Raw genomic sequence first — 16,399 nt, 5'->3', positions numbered from 1 at the left:
TTCAGGACAGGTGCTCTATGACCGCAGTCAACGTTTACCAACAGCGCCCCACCACCGGGGCCAAGGTCGAGTCGTCGTTGCACCACGCCGACCTGCCGAGCCTGGTGGGCAAGGGCCGCAAGAACGCCGGGGTGACCCTGCGCGAGAAAAAACTCCTCGGCCACCTGACGATCCGTGGCGACGGCCACGATCCGGCCTTCGCCGCCGGCGTGCACAAGGCCCTGGGCATCGAACTGCCGGGCGCCCTGAGCGTAGTGGTCAAGGGCGAGACCAGCCTGCAATGGCTGGGCCCGGATGAGTGGCTGCTGATCGTGCCCAGCGGCGAAGAGTTCGCCGCCGAGCAGAACCTGCGGGCCGCCCTGGGCGACCTGCATATCCAGATCGTCAACGTCAGCGGCGGCCAGCAGATTCTCGAATTGTCCGGGCCCAACGTGCGCCAGGTGCTGATGAAGTCCACCAGCTACGACGTGCACCCCAACAACTTCCCGGTGGGCAAGGCTGTGGGCACGGTGTTCGCCAAGTCGCAACTGGTGATCCGCCGTACCGGCGAAGACACCTGGGAGCTGCTGGTGCGCCGCAGCTTTTCCGATTACTGGTGGATGTGGCTGCAGGATGCCGCGGCCGAATATGGCCTGAGCGTCCAGGCCTGAGCCCAGCTTGGCCTGGTAGGAGCGAGCTGGCTCGCGAACTCGCGAAGGATGGATTTTCCGGAAGACCACAGCGCCCTTGGATTTTTCGCGAGCAAGCTCGCTCCTACAGAGAACCGACCGCGCTGCGGTTGCCCTAACGAACAGGAGTTATCCCGCATGAGCCGCGCCCCCGACACATGGATCCTCACCGCCGACTGCCCCAGCGTGCTCGGCACGGTGGACGCGGTGACCCGCTTTCTGTTCGAGCAGGGCTGCTACGTCACCGAGCACCACTCCTTCGATGACCGGCTCTCGGGCCGCTTCTTCATTCGCGTGGAGTTTCGCCAGCCCGACGGCCTCGACGAACAGGGCTTTCGCGAGGGCCTGGCACAGCGGGCCAAGGCCTTCGAGATGAACTTCGAACTGACCGCGCCGCACTACCGGCCGAAGGTGGTGATCATGGTCTCCAAGGCCGACCACTGCCTCAACGACCTGCTCTACCGCCAGCGCATCGGCCAGTTGCCCATGGACGTGGTGGCGGTGGTGTCCAACCACCCGGACCTCAAGCCCCTGGCCGACTGGCACCAGATTCCCTACCACCACTTCCCCCTAGACCCCAACGACAAGCCGTCCCAGGAGCGTCAGGTGTGGCAGGTGATCGAGGACTCCGGCGCCGAACTGGTGATCCTTGCCCGCTACATGCAAGTGCTGTCGCCGGAGCTGTGCCGCAAGCTCGATGGCAAGGCCATCAACATCCACCACTCGCTGCTGCCGGGCTTCAAGGGCGCCAAGCCTTATCACCAGGCCTACAACAAGGGGGTGAAACTGGTGGGAGCCACGGCGCACTACATCAACAACGACCTGGACGAAGGCCCGATCATCGCCCAAGGCGTGGAGGTGGTGGACCACAGCTATTACCCCGAGGACCTGATCGCCAAGGGCCGGGATATCGAGGGCCTGACCCTGGCCCGGGCGGTGGGTTATCACATCGAGCGGCGGGTGTTCCTGAACGGCAACCGGACGGTGGTGCTCTGATGATTCCCGGGGCTGCTGCGCAGCCCTTCGCGAGCAAGCTCGCTCCTACAGGCGTTGCGCCTGTTCGCGCGAAAGCGATTTTGAAAACGAAACAGCATCTGTACCCGAGCAATCCACGTGTTTCCCCTTTGGGTTACGCGGTTCCATAACAACAACAGCGAGGTGAAAGCATGTCTGGTAATCGTGGTGTCGTGTATCTGGGCAGCGGCAAGGTCGAGGTACAGAAAATCGACTATCCAAAAATGCAGGACCCGCGTGGCAGGAAGATTGAGCACGGCGTCATCCTGCGCGTGGTCTCCACCAACATCTGCGGTTCGGACCAGCACATGGTCCGTGGTCGTACCACCGCCCAGGTCGGCCTGGTGCTGGGCCATGAAATCACCGGCGAGGTGATCGAGAAGGGCAGCGACGTCGAGAACCTGAAGATCGGCGACCTGGTCTCGGTGCCCTTCAACGTGGCGTGCGGGCGCTGTCGCTCCTGCAAGGAACAGCACACCGGAGTCTGCCTGACCGTCAACCCGGCTCGCGCCGGCGGTGCCTATGGCTACGTCGACATGGGCGACTGGACCGGCGGCCAGGCCGAATACGTGCTGGTGCCTTACGCCGACTTCAACCTGCTGAAACTGCCGAACCGCGACAAGGCCATGGAGAAGATCCGCGACCTGACCTGCCTTTCCGACATCCTGCCCACCGGTTATCACGGCGCCGTCACCGCCGGTGTCGGCCCTGGCAGCACCGTCTACGTGGCCGGTGCCGGTCCGGTGGGCCTGGCGGCCGCTGCTTCGGCGCGCCTGCTGGGGGCCGCGGTGGTGATCGTCGGTGACGTCAACCCGGTACGCCTGGCCCACGCCAAGGCCCAGGGTTTTGAAATTGCCGACCTGTCCAAGGACACCCCGCTGCACGAGCAGATCGCCGATTTGCTGGGCGAGCCGGAAGTGGACTGCGCCGTGGACGCCGTGGGCTTCGAAGCCCGGGGCCACGGCCATGCGGGTGCCCAGCACGAAGCCCCGGCCACCGTGCTCAACTCCCTGATGGGCGTGGTGCGGGTGGCGGGCAAGATCGGTATCCCCGGCCTGTACGTCACCGAAGACCCGGGCGCCGTGGACGCCGCGGCGAAGATGGGCAGCCTGAGCATCCGCTTCGGCCTGGGCTGGGCCAAGTCCCATAGCTTCCACACCGGCCAGACCCCGGTGATGAAGTACAACCGCCAACTGATGCAGGCCATCATGTGGGACCGCATCAACATTGCCGACGTGGTAGGGGTTGAAGTCATCAGCCTCGACGACGCCCCACGCGGCTATGGCGAGTTCGACGCCGGCGTGCCGAAGAAATTCGTCATCGACCCGCACAAGCTGTTCAGCGCTGCCTGAGACTTGAGGCGATAGAAGAAAAAGGGCGACCCACGGGTCGCCCTTTTGTGTTGTGGCATAAGCCCGAGACCGCCGCGAGCACTTCGTACCCTGTGGCTAAACCCCCTCCCCCTGTCGCCGCTGTCGAGCTTGCGAGGCTGCGCAAAGGTCCGCAGGACCTTGCGTGGCGATCAAGCGTCGAGCACTGCCGATACCGAGTCAGAAACCCTTGCCCGGGTAGTCGACCCAGTGTTCTCCACTGAGGATGTACTGCGCGGCGGCCTCGCTAAACACGCCTGGCGCATCCCGCTGGAAACGCGATCGCCACTGGGGCAGCCACCAGTAGTTGAGCGCCGTGCCTCTTGGGAAAAGCACCATGCTCAGGACGGATTGGTCGATGAGCCCGCGCTGATACAACTGGTGAATGCGGTCCATGAAATCCAGGTAGTAGCCGATGGGCAGCGAGAGCATCAGCACGGCGGTATGGAATTTTTCCGTGGGCGCTCGTTGCGGGTTTTCCAGCAGGCCCAGGGCTTCGCAGTAATGGGCCTGGGGCTGGCGAGCCAGGGTCTGGGCCGCCGGGACTTCGAGAATGATCAGTGAGTGGATCTCCTCTTGCCAGTCGGCGCCGTGGGTCTCCTGGAAGTACTGGCTGATGACCTCGGTCAGGGGGCCGGTGGCATGGGCTGCGTCCGAGCAACGGTTGCCGTCGATGGGGCGGCCGATGATCCAGATGACGAGGGGGATGGCCAGGACCAGGGCGATGCAGCTGTAGAGGGCCGTTCTGATTGGAGATCGTTTCACTGCAAGTGCCGAAAGGTGCGGGGGGCTTGCGCGGCAACCCGGGGCTGGCGCAGACCCTGCTGGTGAGTGGGCAGGGCAGTTTAGCGTTGGCGGCTTCGCTGGCAAGCCAGCTCCTACACAAGCCTTGCAGGAGCCGGCTTGCCGGCGAAGATTCCCGTCAGAGCGCCGCCAATTGCCCCTGGTACAGCACCGGCCCGGTGGGTTGCCCGGTAGGCGAGCCGCCGTGGGGTTCCAGGCTCACCGCCAGGGCGATCGGGGTACCCAGCAGGTCGCGCTGGGCCTGGGTCAGGTTGATCCGGCCCTTGCCGCCCACCGGTACCACGCCCAGGGAAATAGGCTTGCCATCGGCAGGAATCGCCCAGAGTTCCAGGCTGCGGTCCAGGCCGATGGCGGCCAGGGTCAGGGGTTCCACCTGCAGGTACTGGGCGTGGGCCTTGATCTGCAAGGCCGGTTGCTGGTCGGCGCTGAGCAGGGTGGCGCTGTAGCGCACTTGGTCGTCCTGCCGGATAAAGCCGATGTACAGGGTGGCCAGCACGGCGCAGGCGGCGATCGCCAGGCGCAGGCGCATCCACAGCGGGTTTTTCTGCGGCATGTGCAGGACCTGGGGCTGGATACGCGCCTGGATGCCTTGCCACACATGCTCCGGCACTTCCTGCTCGGGCAGGCCTGCGGTCAGGCTGGCGAGGCTCTCCTGCCACTGCGCCAGTTCCTCGCGCAGGGCCGGGTCGTCCAGCAGGAGCATGTCGAAGCGCCGGCGCGCGGCGCCCTGCATCAGGCCGATGGCGTAGTCGGCGGCGAGGGCGCGGCGCCGTTCGGGGGTTTGATAATTCATGATTCAAGGCACCTGCGCAGGCGTTCCATGCCGCGGCGGATCCAGGACTTGACCGAGCCCAGGGGCGCGGCCAGTTGCTCGGCCAGTTCCGAGCAGGACAGGCCCTGGAAGTAGGCCACGGTGATGGATTGGCGTTGCATGCCCTCCAGGCTTTCCAGGCAGCGGTTCAGGGCCCGGGCCTGGCGGGCGCTGTCCAGTTGTTCGTGGGCCGAGGGGGCGTCGTCCATCAGTTGCTGCTGCTCCCCCTCGCCCAGGGGCCGCTCGCGGTGCTTGCGCAGTTGGTCGATGGCCTGGTTGCGGGTGATGTTGATCATCCAGGTCAGGGGGGCGGACAGGTGCGGCTGGTAGCGCACGGCGTTGTTCCAGATGCGCACGAAGCTTTCCTGCAGCACCTCCTCGGCCAGGTCGCGGCGGCCCATGAAGCGCAGGGCCACCCCATTCAGGCACGGGGCAACGCTGCGGTACAGGGTTTCGAAGGCGCGGCGATCGCCCAGTGAGCACTGGGCCAGCAAGTGCCGCAGTTGATCGGGGTCGAGAGCGGAAATGGCGGTTCTCCAGGCAGGTGGCAAATGAATGGACCACGGCTGGCAACGGTCGATCCAGCCAGAGGGTAGTCCAGGGTGGGCGGTTGTTCCATTCACGGGTTGCGACCTCCTGCTACGGCCGGTGCCGATGTGCCTGCGCCGGTCGTCGTTGCTGCATATACGCAGAGCGGCGAGCCGTGGATGCGTGATTCTCGACTAAAATCCGCAGGGTGCGGGCGCCGCTGCGTCACTTTCGGAACATTCGCCCGATGCTTCAGTCAAAAGGCTGTTTTCCAGCCATCCGAACACGGGTGGTTTCCTGCCCCATGAGGTTGTTTCGATGAATATTCCACGCGGTTTCGCCTTGGCTACCCTGATGACCCTGGCAGCCGGTTCGGCCCTGGCCGGCGGTTTCAGCCTGAACGACGCGGCCAATGCCATTTCCGGCATGCAGGGCGGCGACAAGGCTGCCGCCGCGGCCCCCACTTCCCAGACCGCCGGCCTGCTCGGAGCCCTGGGTTCGCAACTGAATGTCACTCCCCAGCAAGCCATCGGCGGTACGGGCGCCATGCTTGGCCTGGCGAAGAACCAGTTGAGCAGCACCGACTATTCCCAGTTGAGCAAAAGTGTCCCGGGCCTGGACAAGCTCTCGGGCAGCAACGCCCTGGGCAGCCTGGGTGCCCTGAGCGGCCTGCTGGGCCAGTCGTCCGGGCAGACCAAGGGCCTGGACAGCGCCCTGGGCGACGTCAAGGACACCAATGACCTGAACAACGCCTTCGGCGCCCTGGGCATGGACAGCGGCATGATCGGCCAGTTTGCGCCGGTGATCCTGCAGTACCTGGGCCAGCAGGGCGTTGGCGGCTCCCTGCTGCAAAGCCTGAGCGGCATCTGGGGCGTGGCCAAGTAGCGCGCTCCGGCCCCGGCGCCTGGCGCGCCGGGGCCCTCCCAGTTTCCTGCAATCCTGGTCTTTACCTTTCCCGGAGTTTTCGCCGAATCGGGCCTGTGCTATATCTCGCGCCCCGTTTTCCAAGGAAGCTTGAACGCGATGTTCATGGATGCACTGAAGATGTCTCTGCCCGCCGATGCGGTGCTCGGTTTCATGCTCTACATGCTGGGCGCGGCCCTGGTCTTTGCCCTCTATGCGTTCATCTATACGCGCCTGACCCCCTATAACGAATTCGCCCTGATCCGCGAGGGCAACAGCGCGGCTTCCATCGCCCTGTCCGGTGCCTTGCTGGGTTTTGCCATTCCGGTGGCCAGCGCTATTTCCCATTCAATCTCGATCATCGACTTCCTGCTCTGGGCCGGCATCGCCGCGGTGGTGCAGCTGCTGGCGTTCTTTGTGGTCAGCCTGATCCTCAAGGGCCTGTCCCAGCGCATTGCCAGCCAGGAGTACGCGGCGGCCATCCTGGTGGCATCGGTTTCTGTCGGTGTCGGCCTGCTGAACGCGGCCTGCATGACCCCTTCGGTCTGAGGGCGCGGCCATGAAACGCAGCAAGAGCGTGCGCCTGGTGTTGCTGGGCAGCGTGCCGTTTGCCCTGGCCGCCTGTGACGGCCGGTCCCAGGCGACCCGGGAAGTGCGCCAGACCCAGAATTTCAGCAGCGTCAGCGAATGCGAACGGGCACAGATTCCGTCCGCCATTTGCCAGGCCGCCCGCGATGACGCCCGCGAACGTGGGGAGCGTGTGGCCCCGCGTTACCTGGACCTGCAACGTTGCGAGGAGGATTTCGTCACCGCCAACTGCATGGTCTCGCGCGATAACCGAGCCTATGTACCGATTTCCAGCGGTTTTGCCCTGACCTCCCAGCGCACGGTGCCGGACAAGCCCGAAGAAGAACAACAGACCAGCTCCAGTGGTGGTGGTGGTGGTGGTGGTGGTGGCTCCAGCTCGGGCTCGCGCTTCTGGCGCTGGATCGGCCTGGATTCGACCCCTGAACCGCGCTATTTCAGCGAGGCCCTGTACAAGCAGCGCGATGGTCGTGGCGGTACCCAGCTGAGCACCCTCAGCCAGCAGGTGGAGGCCGGCAAGACCTTCTCCGGCGCCAGTGGCGGGCGCTTCGGGATATCCAGCCCGGAACACTTCACCAGCGCCGGCAACCCGCTGGCCGGCGCCCATGAAGTGGTCAGCCGCAGCGGCTTCGGTTCCTCCAGCCGCAGCAGTTGGAGCTTCGGTTCTTGAAGCGCATCCCCAGCACTCCGCGTGCGGACTGGCAAGCCACGGCGGAGCAACTGGGTTTTGCCTTCCACACCTTCGACGGTGAGCCTTACTGGGACGAGTCGGCCTACTACCGCTTCAGCCTGCGGCAGATCGAGGACGACCTGGAAGACCCGACCCAGGAACTGCACGAGCTGTGCATGGCCCTGGTGGCCGAGGTGGTGGACAGCGAGGAACTGCTGGAGCGCCTGGCTATCCCTGCGGCCTTTCATGAGTTGATCCGCCAGTCATGGAAGCAGGGCGACCCCCACCTCTATGGGCGCATGGACCTGTGCTACGACGGCACCGGCCCGGCCAAGCTCCTGGAAACCAACTACGACACGCCGACCTCGCTGTACGAGGCGAGCTTCTTCCAGTACGTCTGGCTCGAACAGCAGATGCAGCGCGGGCAATTGCCGGCCGGCTGCGACCAGTTCAACAGCATCGAGGACAAGCTGCTCCAGGCCTTCGTCCAGGGCGGCTTCAAGTCGCCGATGCACTTTGCCTCGGTCAGGGATTCGCTCGAAGACCGCGGCACGGTCGAATACCTGCGCGACATTGCCCGTCAGGCTGGCCTGGGGACGCGGTTGCTCGACATCGAGGACATCGGTCTGAATGCCGGCGGGCGTTTCGTCGACCTGCTGGGCACCCCCATCGACAGCCTGTTCAAGCTCTACCCCTGGGAGCACCTGTTCAACGAAGCCTTTGGCCCGGCCATTGCCGGCAGCCGCACGCAGTTTGTCGAGCCGCCGTGGAAAGCCATTCTCTCCAACAAGGGCGCGCTGGCCCTGCTCTGGGAACGGCATGCGGGGCACCCGAACCTGCTGCCGGCGTTTATCGACGACGACCCCGCCGCCAGCCTGGGCCCGGGGTGGGTGCGCAAGCCGTTCTTTTCCCGAGAGGGCGCCAATGTGGAAATCTGCACCGAAGGCGGCGAGCATTTGATCGAGGCCGGGCCCTACGGCGGCGGGCCCTGCATCCGCCAGCAGTTCCACCCCTTGCCGGTGTTTGCCGGCAACCACACGGTGATCGGCAGTTGGGTGATCGGGGACCAGCCGGCGGGTATCGGCATTCGTGAGGACAACTCGCCGATCACCAAGGACAGCAGCCGCTTCCTGCCCCACGTGATCAGCGATTGATCAGCGGCTTTCGCCCAGCAACTCGCTGATGCGCTGGTCCTTGTCGGTCCACAGCCGGTTGACCCAGTCCTGCACCTGCTGGCGGAACGCCGGGTCGTTTTCGTAATCGCCCTGCCACAGCGCGGGGTCCAGTTCGCGGGTGCGGATGTCGATGATCACCTTGGGCACGCTGCCGCAGATCAGGTCCCAGAAACCGGGAATGCGTTCCTGGGGATAGACCACGGTGACATCCAGCATGGCGTCCAGCTGTTCGCCCATGGCCGCGAGGACAAAGGCCACGCCGCCAGCCTTGGGCTTGAGCAGGTGCTGGAAGGGCGAGCCCTGCTGCTGGCGCTTGGCCGGGGTGAAGCGGGTGCCCTCCAGGTAGTTGACCACGGTCACCGGCTGGCGCTTGAACAGCTCGCAGGCAGCCTTGGTGATTTCCAGGTCCTTGCCTTGCAGTTCCGGGTGCTTGGCCAGGAAGGCCTTGCTGTAGCGCTTCATGAAGGGGTAGTCCAGGGCCCACCAGGCCAGCCCCAGGAACGGCACCCAGATCAGTTCCTTCTTGAGGAAGAACTTGAAGAACGGCGTGCGCCGGTTGAGGGTCTGGATCAGGGCCGGGATGTCGACCCAGGATTGGTGGTTGCTCACCACCAGGTAGGAGGTGTCGACCCGCAGGCCCTCGCCGCCGCGTATGTCCCAGCGGGTGGGGATGCACAGGGCGAAGATCAGCTTGTCGATCTCGGCCCAGGTCTCGGCGATCCACATCACCGCGGCCGAGGCGTAGTCACGCAGGCGCCCGGGCAGGACCAGCTTGAGCAGGGCGAACACCATCAATGGGCCGAACAGCACCAGGGTGTTGAGCAGCAGGAGCAGGGTGACGAAACAGCCGGTGAGCAGGCGGCGCATAAGGCACTCTTTGCAATCTTTTGGGCGCGCCATGATAAGCAGCTTCGGCGGGCAGGCCAAATTCTAGTGTGCTGACGAATGTTTCACCTGGGGGCGGGTAGGGTGGGTGGCAATTGGCTGGGGTGTCTATCGGGGCCCTTTCGCCGGCAAGCCGACTCCTACGGGGCTCGGGTAGAACCAATTCGTTGGCAGCGGTCTAAAATCCCGCTGCCCACTTTCTTCAAGGAATCCACCGTCGTGAAATCTGTCCTTGCTCTTGTGTCTCTGTTGGCGCTGCCGGTGATGGCTGCCGAGCCGACCCTGTATGGCCGTTACGAATACATCCGCCTGCCGGAAATCGGCGAAACCCTGCAAGCCAAGATGGACACCGGGGCCCTGACCGCTTCGCTGTCGGCCAAGGATATCCAGACCTTCACCCGCGATGGCGAGGACTGGGTGCGCTTCCGCCTGGCCACCAAGGACGCTGGCAGCAAGGTCTACGAACACAAGGTGGCGCGCATCAGCAAGATCAAGAGCCGTTCCGACGAGGACGATGACCGGGAAGAGCCGCAGGCGGCCAAGCGCCCGGTGGTGGAACTGGAAATGTGCCTGGGCAACGTCAAGCGCACGGTGGAGGTCAACCTCACCGACCGCAGCAGCTTCAACTACCCGCTGCTGATTGGCGCCAAGGCCCTGCGCGAATTCGGTGCGGCGGTGAACCCGGCGCGGCGTTATACCGCCGATAAACCCGACTGCTGATTGACGACTTACCAGGCATCCGGCACCGTTCGCCCACTGAATTTGCGTGCTTGGATGCCATGCCCCATATCCTGATTGTCGAAGACGAAGCGGCGATTGCCGACACCCTGATCTTTGCCCTGCAAGGCGAAGGCTTCACTACCACCTGGCTGAGCCTGGGCCGTGCGGCCCTGGAGCATCAACAGGCGAGCCCGGCGGACCTGATCATCCTCGACATCGGCCTGCCGGATATCAGCGGCTTCGAAACCTGCAAGCAACTGCGGCGCTTCAGCGAGGTGCCGGTGATGTTCCTCAGTGCCCGGGACGGCGAGATCGACCGGGTGGTGGGCCTGGAAATCGGTGCCGACGATTATGTGGTCAAGCCCTTCAGCCCGCGGGAAGTGGCGGCGCGGGTCAAGGCGATCCTCAAGCGCATGGTCCCGCGGGTGGCTCCCGAGGCGGTCGCGGCGTTGTTCGTGATTGACCCTGAGCGGGTGCAGATCAGTTACCGTGGCCAGCCCCTGAGCCTGACCCGGCATGAGTTCCGCCTGCTGCAATGCCTGCTGGAACAGCCCGAGCGGGTGTTCAGCCGCGAGCAGTTGCTGGACGCCCTGGGGGTAATGGCGGATGTGGGCTATGAGCGCAACATCGACAGCCATATCAAAAGCCTGCGGGCCAAGCTGCGCCTGGTGGCGGCCCAGGCCGAGCCGATCCAGACCCATCGCGGCCTGGGCTACAGCTACAGCCCGAGCCACGCCTGATGACCTTGGGGCTGCGGATCTTCCTGGTCTATTTGCTGTTCATCAGCCTGACCGGCTATTTCGTGCTGAGCACGGTGATGAAGGAGATCCGCCCCGGGGTCCGCCAGTCCACCGAGGAAACCCTGGTGGACACCGCCAACCTGCTGGCGGAGATCCTGCGGGATGACTTCAAGGCCGGCACCCTCAGCGAGAACCGCTGGCCGCAGCTGTTGCGTGCCTATGGCGAGCGGCAACCGGCGGCGACCATCTGGGGCCTGCCGAAGAATCAGGTCAACCACCGCATCTACGTGACCGACGCCAAGGGCATCGTGGTCCTGGATTCCAGCGGCCTGGCGGTGGGCCAGGACTATTCGCGCTGGAACGACGTGTACCTGACCCTGCGCGGCCAGTACGGCGCGCGCTCGTCGCGCTCGCTGGCCGACGATCCCAATTCCTCGGTGATGCACGTGGGTGCGCCGATCCGCGACAACGGCCAGATCATCGGCGTGGTCACCGTGGCCAAGCCCAACAGTTCCCTGCAGCCCTATGTCGATCGCACCGAGCGGCGCCTGCTGTGGTACGGCGCCGGGCTGATCGCCATGGGCCTGCTGTTCGGTGCCTTGCTGTCCTGGTGGCTGAGCGCCGCGCTGCGGCGCATGACCGCCTATGCCCTGGCGGTCAGCGAAGGGCGCCGGGCCGAGTTGCCGCACTATCGCGGCGGTGAAATGGAACAGTTGGCCACGGCGGTGGAACACATGCGCACCCAGCTCGAAGGCAAGGCCTACGTCGAGCGCTACGTGCATACCCTGACCCACGAACTGAAAAGCCCCCTGGCGGCGATTCGCGGGGCGGCGGAGCTGCTGCAGGGCGAAATGCCCCTGGAACAGCGCCAGCGTTTCGTCGGCAATATCGACAGCGAAAGCGCGCGCATGCAGCAGTTGATCGAGCGCCTGCTGAACCTGGCGCAGGTGGAGCAGCGCCAGGGCCTGGAAGAGCGGGTGAATGTGCCCCTGGCGCCGTTGTGCAAGGAGCTGCTGAACAGCCAGCACGGGCGTATCGAAGGCAAGCAACTGCAGGTGGAACTTCGGGTGCCGGCGGACCTGGCCTGGTCCGGCGAGCCGTTCCTGCTGCGCCAGGCCCTGGGCAACCTGCTGACCAATGCCCTGGACTTCAGCCCCGTGGGCGGCCTGTTGCGTTGCAGCGCGCAACCTGTGGAGGAGGGCGTGGAGCTGGTGCTGTTCAACCAGGGCGAGCCGATTCCGGACTATGCCCTGCCGCGCCTGTGCGAGCGGTTCTATTCCCTGCCGCGCCCGGACAGCGGACGCAAGAGCACCGGCCTGGGGCTGAACTTCGTCGAGGAAGTGGTGCAGTTGCATGGCGGCCAGATGCGTATCGACAACGTTCCGGGCGGGGTGCAGGTGACCTTGCGCCTGCCCTGACCGGGGATTCTCCACAGATTCTCCACATTGCTTCCATAAAACCCCCATAGCCGCGTTCCAGACTCTCTCCCATTCGAACCGGGAGAGCCTCATGAACCGCAACCTGACCTTCAAACTCGGGGCCATTGGCCTGTTGATCCTGCTGTTGCTGATACCGCTGCTGATGATCAGCGGCCTGATCAGCGAGCGCCAGAGCCTGCGCGACGGCGTGCTCGACGATATTGCCCGCAGCTCCAGCACCCAGCAGCAGATCCGCGGCCCGGTGATGGTGGTGGATTACCGCAAGACCGTGCGCACCTGGAAGACCGACGAAAAGACCAAGAAGCGCTATCAGGACATCGGCGAGGAGCAAGGGCGCATGTTCTTCCTGCCGGAACACTTCGAGCTGGACGGCAAGGCCCAGACCGAGCTGCGTGCCCGGGGCATCTACGAGGCTCGGCTGTTCCACGCCGACAATCACATCAGCGGCCATTTCGCCGTGCCCGAGCAATACGGGATCAAGGAAGATTTTGCCGACTACCAGTTCGACCAGCCCTTCCTGGCGGTGGGCATCAGCGATATCCGCGGCATCGAGAACGCCCTGCAACTGCAACTCAACGGCCAGACCCTGGACTTCGCCCCGGGCACCTTTGTCAGCTGGCTGGATGAAGGCGTGCATGTGCTGCTGCCGCCCCTGGACCTGAAAAAGAACACCCGCCTGGATTTCGCCTTCGACCTGCGCCTGCAGGGCACCGGCCAGTTGCAGGTGCTGCCGGTGGGCAAGACCAGCAAGGTCCTGCTGACGGCCAACTGGCCGCACCCGAGCTTTATCGGCAACTACCTGCCGGTGCAGCGTGAAGTGACCGAGCAGGGCTTTTCAGCCATCTGGCAGACCTCGTTCTTCTCCACCAACCTGGAACAGGCCATGGAGCGTTGCGCATTCGGCACGCAATGCCAGGACTTCAACGGCCGCAGCTTCGGCGTGAGTTTCATCGACCCGGTGGACCAGTACCTGAAGAGCGACCGGGCCATCAAATACGCCTTGCTGTTCATCGGCCTGACCTTCGCCGGCTTCTTTCTCTTCGAGGTACTCAAGAGCCTGTCGGTGCACCCGATCCAGTACGGGTTGGTGGGCGTGGCCCTGGCGTTCTTCTACCTGTTGCTGCTGTCGCTATCGGAGCACCTGGGCTTTGCGCTGGCCTATGGCGTGTCGGCGGCAGCCTGTGTGGGGCTGATCGGCTTCTATGTCAGCCATGTGCTGCACAGCTGGCGTAACGGCGCGCTGTTCGCGATCGCGCTGGCGGCCTTGTACGGCCTGCTCTATGGCTTGCTCAGCGCCGAGGATTACGCGCTGCTGATGGGCTCGCTGCTGCTGTTCGGGCTGTTGGGCGTGTTCATGGTGCTGACCCGCAAGCTGGACTGGTATGGCATTGGCCAGCGCAAGGCAGCGCAGCCTTTGCAGTTCGATCTGGAGGCCGTCCATGAGTAGGTCATTGGGTTTGCGTGAGGATCAGCGCCAGCGGGAGCATCTGGCGCAGCGCATCGGCCAGTTGTTTCCGCTCGATGCCTGGTGGCTGGTACGCCAGCAAGCCATGCCCCGTGCTGCAGGAGCCGGCTTGCCGGCGAAGAGGCCCGATCGCCTGACTGATTAGACCGGCGGCCGGGTCGCCAGCATCGACGGGCGCTGGCTGATCTCGAAGTACCAGGCGGCCAGCTGGGGATGGTCCTGGCGCCATTCCAGGTCGGGGTGGCGGAAATCCAGGTAGCCCAGGGCGCAGGCAACGCTGATGGCGGCAATATCGAAGTGGCTGGCCAGTTCGGCAATCGCTTCGGCTTCGAGAACCGCCAGGGCTCGGCGGATCTTGTCGCGCTGGCCGTCGAGCCACTGTTCCCAGTGTTTTTCCGGGGCACGCAGGGCCAGCTCGTAGCGCACCAGTACCGAGGCGTCCATGATCCCGTCGGCCAAGGCCGCGAGCGTCAGGCGCCGCCAGCGGGCCGAGCCGTCCCGGGGGATCAGCGGGTTGCCGACGTGCTGCTGGTCCAGGTAGTCGAGGATTACCCGGCTGTCGTACAGCACCTGGCCGTTGTCCAGGCGCAGGGCGGGGATCTTGCCCAGGGGGTTGTCCTGGTTCAGCGCGGCGTCCGGAGCTACCGGGCTCAACTGGCTGGCTTGCAGGGCGACCCGGTTCAACTGCCCGGTTTCATGCAGCAGCACCATGACTTTGCGTACGTAAGGTGATGCCGGGTTGTGGAACAGCGTCATGCTTGGGGTGGACATGAATATTCCTCGCGGGTGGAAGTCTCGCAGCCCGGGGATCTTAGCGCAGCCTGTGGCATTGGCCACAGGGGCGATTGGCGATACAGACGAGGAGTGATGAGTGCGCAGGTCCTATCTTCTACACGGGTTGTACAGCCTGGCCCTGACCCTGTTGGGCGCGCTGGCGGTGTATCTGGCCTTGCAATACGAGTTCCGCCGCAAGGGTGAAGGGGAGCCGGAGCTGGTCATGGCGTTCGCCTACATGGCCTGGTACTGGGCCCTACCGGCACTGGCCCTGCCGGGCCTGGGCTGCGCACTGCTGGCCTGGCGCGGGCCCGACCCGGTGACCCAGCCCTGGCGCTGGAGCCTGGCGGCCAGCTATGTGCCGCTGCTGGGGCTGGCGTTGTTCAGCGTGCTGGTGGCCATCGAGGCGCTGCTGGAAAATCGCCTGTTCATCCCGGTGATGCTGATCGGCCTCGGGCTCTCGATGTACCTGTGGCGTGGTTTCCCGGCGCCAGGTTCAGGCCGCCGGCTTGCGCCGCAACAGGCCGCGCAGGGCGATCAGCGTCGGTAGGCCCAGGCCCAGCCAGCTCAGGCTGTCCCAGGCCCCGTCTCCCAGTAGCGCCGCGAACAACCCGGCGGCGCAGAGCAGGCCAATGCCCAGGGGCGCGGCGAAGACCTTCCAGAATTTCGATTGCCGGGGTTTCATGGGCGCACCTGCGGCATCGACTTGCCGGCTCGCCGGCGGACTAGCCACAGGTACAGGCCGCTGCCCAGGACAATGATGGTCAGCACGTCCATCGCCGCCCACAGCACCTTCATCGGCATGCCGCCGTAGTCGCCGAAATGCAGCGGCTGGGACATGCCCATGGCGTCCATGTACCAGGGCCGCCCGGCCACGGCGGTGACCTGCAGGCTACTGGCGTCGATCAGCACCGGGGTCAGCAGGTGCGAAGTCAGGTGGCTGCTGCCCTTGAGGAACACCGCGTAGTGATGCTCGCTGGAAAAGCGTGTGCCGGGGAAGGCGATGAAGTCCGGCTGCATGCCCGGGGCGGCTTCCCTGGCGATATCCAGCAGGCGGCTGGCCGGCGCCAGTGAGGTCAGTGGCGGCGCGTCGCGGTAGGGCGCGACCATGGCGCTGAGGCTGTCGTTGCGCCAGGCGGCGATGATCAGGTCGGCACAAGCGCTGATCACGCCGGTAACGCCCACCACCAGGGCCCAGGTCAGGGTTACCACGCCGACCAGGTTGTGCAGGTCGAGCCAGCGCAGGCGGCTGGACTTGTCCTGGCGCACCGTGGCGAACTTCAGGCGGCGCATGAACGGCAGGTAGAGCACCGTGCCGGAGATGATCGCCAGCACGAAGAGGATGCCCATGAAGGCCAGCAGCAGCTTGCCCGGCAGCCCGGCGAACATGTCCACATGCAGGCGCAGCATGACCATCATCAACCCGCCATTGGCCGAGGGCATGGCCACGGCCTCGCCGGTGCGGGCGTCGAGCATGAAGGTGTGGGAGGCGTTAGGCTCGGTGCCGGCGGTCCTGGCCATGATGGTCATCACGCCATTGGGTTCGTCCTCGTCCCAGCCGAAGTACTGCATGACCTCACCCGGGCGATGAGCCTTGGCGGCCTTGACCAACTGTTGAAGGTCCAGGTGCGGGGTGTCGGCAGGCATCTCCCGCAGTTCGGGGGAATCCCCCAGCAGGTGGTCGATCTCGTGGTGGAAGATCAGCGGCAGGCCGGTGAGCGCCAGCATCAGCAGGAACACCGTGCAGATCAGGCTGGTCCAGGTGTGGATAAAGGACCAGCGGCGGATTGTCTTGCTTTTCATTTCTTAGCCTTCAGACACACCAAGGCCGCCCTTGTCGGACGGCCT

Annotated in this window: 20 protein-coding genes; 13 read left to right on the top strand and 7 right to left on the bottom strand. The window is 64.9% G+C overall.

The annotated features are described in order from the left end of the window. Positions 1-17 precede the first annotated feature (17 nt). The 3 genes from AC1RCO_RS13565 (at position 18) to fdhA (ending at position 3,034) form a co-directional block, all read left to right on the top strand. The gene (locus AC1RCO_RS13565) at positions 18-650 is read left to right on the top strand and encodes a sarcosine oxidase subunit gamma (RefSeq protein WP_492617798.1); all 633 of its coding nucleotides are present in this window, start codon (positions 18-20) and stop codon (positions 648-650) included. A 156-nt stretch (positions 651-806) separates the two neighbouring features. Continuing rightward, a complete protein-coding gene (gene purU, locus AC1RCO_RS13560) occupies positions 807-1,664 on the top strand; it encodes a formyltetrahydrofolate deformylase (protein ID WP_258611255.1) in 858 nt (285 codons plus the stop codon). Between the two features lie 170 nt (positions 1,665-1,834). Continuing rightward, positions 1,835-3,034, top strand: coding sequence for a formaldehyde dehydrogenase, glutathione-independent (gene fdhA / locus AC1RCO_RS13555; protein ID WP_011063898.1), 1,200 nt, complete (start codon positions 1,835-1,837; stop codon positions 3,032-3,034). 198 nt (positions 3,035-3,232) lie between these two features. On the opposite strand, the gene AC1RCO_RS13550 is transcribed toward fdhA, so the two are convergent. From AC1RCO_RS13550 to AC1RCO_RS13540, 3 genes are all read right to left on the bottom strand, one after another. After that, positions 3,233-3,817, bottom strand: coding sequence for a hypothetical protein (locus tag AC1RCO_RS13550; RefSeq protein ID WP_072443634.1), 585 nt, complete (start codon positions 3,815-3,817; stop codon positions 3,233-3,235). 157 nt (positions 3,818-3,974) lie between these two features. Continuing rightward, positions 3,975-4,649 (bottom strand): anti-sigma factor, encoded by a 675-nt coding sequence (locus tag AC1RCO_RS13545; protein ID WP_492617797.1) that lies wholly within the window; start codon positions 4,647-4,649, stop codon positions 3,975-3,977. Continuing rightward, positions 4,646-5,290 (bottom strand): sigma-70 family RNA polymerase sigma factor, encoded by a 645-nt coding sequence (locus AC1RCO_RS13540; protein WP_015637290.1) that lies wholly within the window; start codon positions 5,288-5,290, stop codon positions 4,646-4,648. Before AC1RCO_RS13540 ends, AC1RCO_RS13545 begins: the two co-directional genes overlap by 4 nt. A gap of 223 nt (positions 5,291-5,513) precedes the next feature. Here AC1RCO_RS13540 and AC1RCO_RS13535 point away from each other — a divergent pair, with 223 nt between their 5' ends. From AC1RCO_RS13535 to AC1RCO_RS13520, 4 genes are all read left to right on the top strand, one after another. Continuing rightward, positions 5,514-6,080: a DUF2780 domain-containing protein gene (locus AC1RCO_RS13535; RefSeq protein ID WP_011063894.1), complete on the top strand. Its 567-nt coding sequence runs from the start codon at positions 5,514-5,516 to the stop codon at positions 6,078-6,080. A 138-nt stretch (positions 6,081-6,218) separates the two neighbouring features. Continuing rightward, entirely contained in the window at positions 6,219-6,647 is a 429-nt protein-coding gene (locus AC1RCO_RS13530) for a DUF350 domain-containing protein (protein ID WP_011063893.1), read from the top strand. Between the two features lie 10 nt (positions 6,648-6,657). Further along, entirely contained in the window at positions 6,658-7,353 is a 696-nt protein-coding gene (locus AC1RCO_RS13525) for a DUF1190 domain-containing protein (protein WP_492617796.1), read from the top strand. Further along, complete coding sequence (locus AC1RCO_RS13520) at positions 7,350-8,507, top strand: glutathionylspermidine synthase family protein (protein WP_015637287.1); 1,158 nt, start codon at positions 7,350-7,352, stop codon at positions 8,505-8,507. Before AC1RCO_RS13525 ends, AC1RCO_RS13520 begins: the two co-directional genes overlap by 4 nt. Here the strand turns inward: AC1RCO_RS13520 and yihG are convergent, their stop codons facing one another. Then, the gene (gene yihG / locus AC1RCO_RS13515; RefSeq protein ID WP_011063890.1) at positions 8,508-9,395 is read right to left on the bottom strand and encodes a 1-acylglycerol-3-phosphate O-acyltransferase, YihG family; all 888 of its coding nucleotides are present in this window, start codon (positions 9,393-9,395) and stop codon (positions 8,508-8,510) included. A gap of 237 nt (positions 9,396-9,632) precedes the next feature. On the opposite strand from yihG, the gene rloA2 reads away from it, so the two are divergent. From rloA2 to AC1RCO_RS13490, 5 genes are all read left to right on the top strand, one after another. After that, on the top strand, positions 9,633-10,133 hold the full coding sequence (rloA2, locus tag AC1RCO_RS13510; protein ID WP_011063889.1) for a retropepsin-like aspartic peptidase RloA2: 501 nt from the start codon (positions 9,633-9,635) through the stop codon (positions 10,131-10,133). 59 nt (positions 10,134-10,192) lie between these two features. Next, positions 10,193-10,873 carry a two-component system response regulator CreB gene (gene creB / locus AC1RCO_RS13505; RefSeq protein ID WP_011063888.1) on the top strand — a complete coding sequence of 227 codons (681 nt, stop codon included), beginning with the start codon at positions 10,193-10,195 and terminating at the stop codon, positions 10,871-10,873. Continuing rightward, on the top strand, positions 10,873-12,291 hold the full coding sequence (gene creC, locus AC1RCO_RS13500; RefSeq protein ID WP_019094051.1) for a two-component system sensor histidine kinase CreC: 1,419 nt from the start codon (positions 10,873-10,875) through the stop codon (positions 12,289-12,291). Before creB ends, creC begins: the two co-directional genes overlap by 1 nt. A gap of 91 nt (positions 12,292-12,382) precedes the next feature. Continuing rightward, the gene (creD, locus tag AC1RCO_RS13495; protein ID WP_011063886.1) at positions 12,383-13,759 is read left to right on the top strand and encodes a cell envelope integrity protein CreD; all 1,377 of its coding nucleotides are present in this window, start codon (positions 12,383-12,385) and stop codon (positions 13,757-13,759) included. Further along, on the top strand, positions 13,752-13,922 hold the full coding sequence (locus tag AC1RCO_RS13490) for a hypothetical protein (RefSeq protein ID WP_158267418.1): 171 nt from the start codon (positions 13,752-13,754) through the stop codon (positions 13,920-13,922). Before creD ends, AC1RCO_RS13490 begins: the two co-directional genes overlap by 8 nt. Here AC1RCO_RS13490 and AC1RCO_RS13485 read toward each other — a convergent pair. Next, complete coding sequence (locus AC1RCO_RS13485; RefSeq protein ID WP_011063885.1) at positions 13,919-14,548, bottom strand: glutathione S-transferase; 630 nt, start codon at positions 14,546-14,548, stop codon at positions 13,919-13,921. The genes AC1RCO_RS13490 and AC1RCO_RS13485 overlap by 4 nt on opposite strands. 100 nt (positions 14,549-14,648) lie before the next feature. Between AC1RCO_RS13485 and AC1RCO_RS13480 the strand changes: the two genes are divergently transcribed. Continuing rightward, on the top strand, positions 14,649-15,101 hold the full coding sequence (locus AC1RCO_RS13480; protein WP_011063884.1) for a hypothetical protein: 453 nt from the start codon (positions 14,649-14,651) through the stop codon (positions 15,099-15,101). Here the strand turns inward: AC1RCO_RS13480 and AC1RCO_RS13475 are convergent. Next, positions 15,048-15,236 carry a hypothetical protein gene (locus AC1RCO_RS13475; protein ID WP_145713302.1) on the bottom strand — a complete coding sequence of 63 codons (189 nt, stop codon included), beginning with the start codon at positions 15,234-15,236 and terminating at the stop codon, positions 15,048-15,050. The genes AC1RCO_RS13480 and AC1RCO_RS13475 overlap by 54 nt on opposite strands. Next, positions 15,233-16,354, bottom strand: a complete 1,122-nt coding sequence (locus AC1RCO_RS13470) for a PepSY-associated TM helix domain-containing protein (protein ID WP_492617795.1) — start codon at positions 16,352-16,354, stop codon at positions 15,233-15,235. The genes AC1RCO_RS13475 and AC1RCO_RS13470 overlap by 4 nt, the downstream gene beginning before the upstream one ends. Positions 16,355-16,399: the final 45 nt, after the last annotated feature.

The organism is Pseudomonas sp. GW823-FHT03E05, assembly GCF_058796855.1.
Note: the sequence above shows the minus strand (reverse complement) of the source record. Positions and strands in the feature narration are given on the sequence as shown.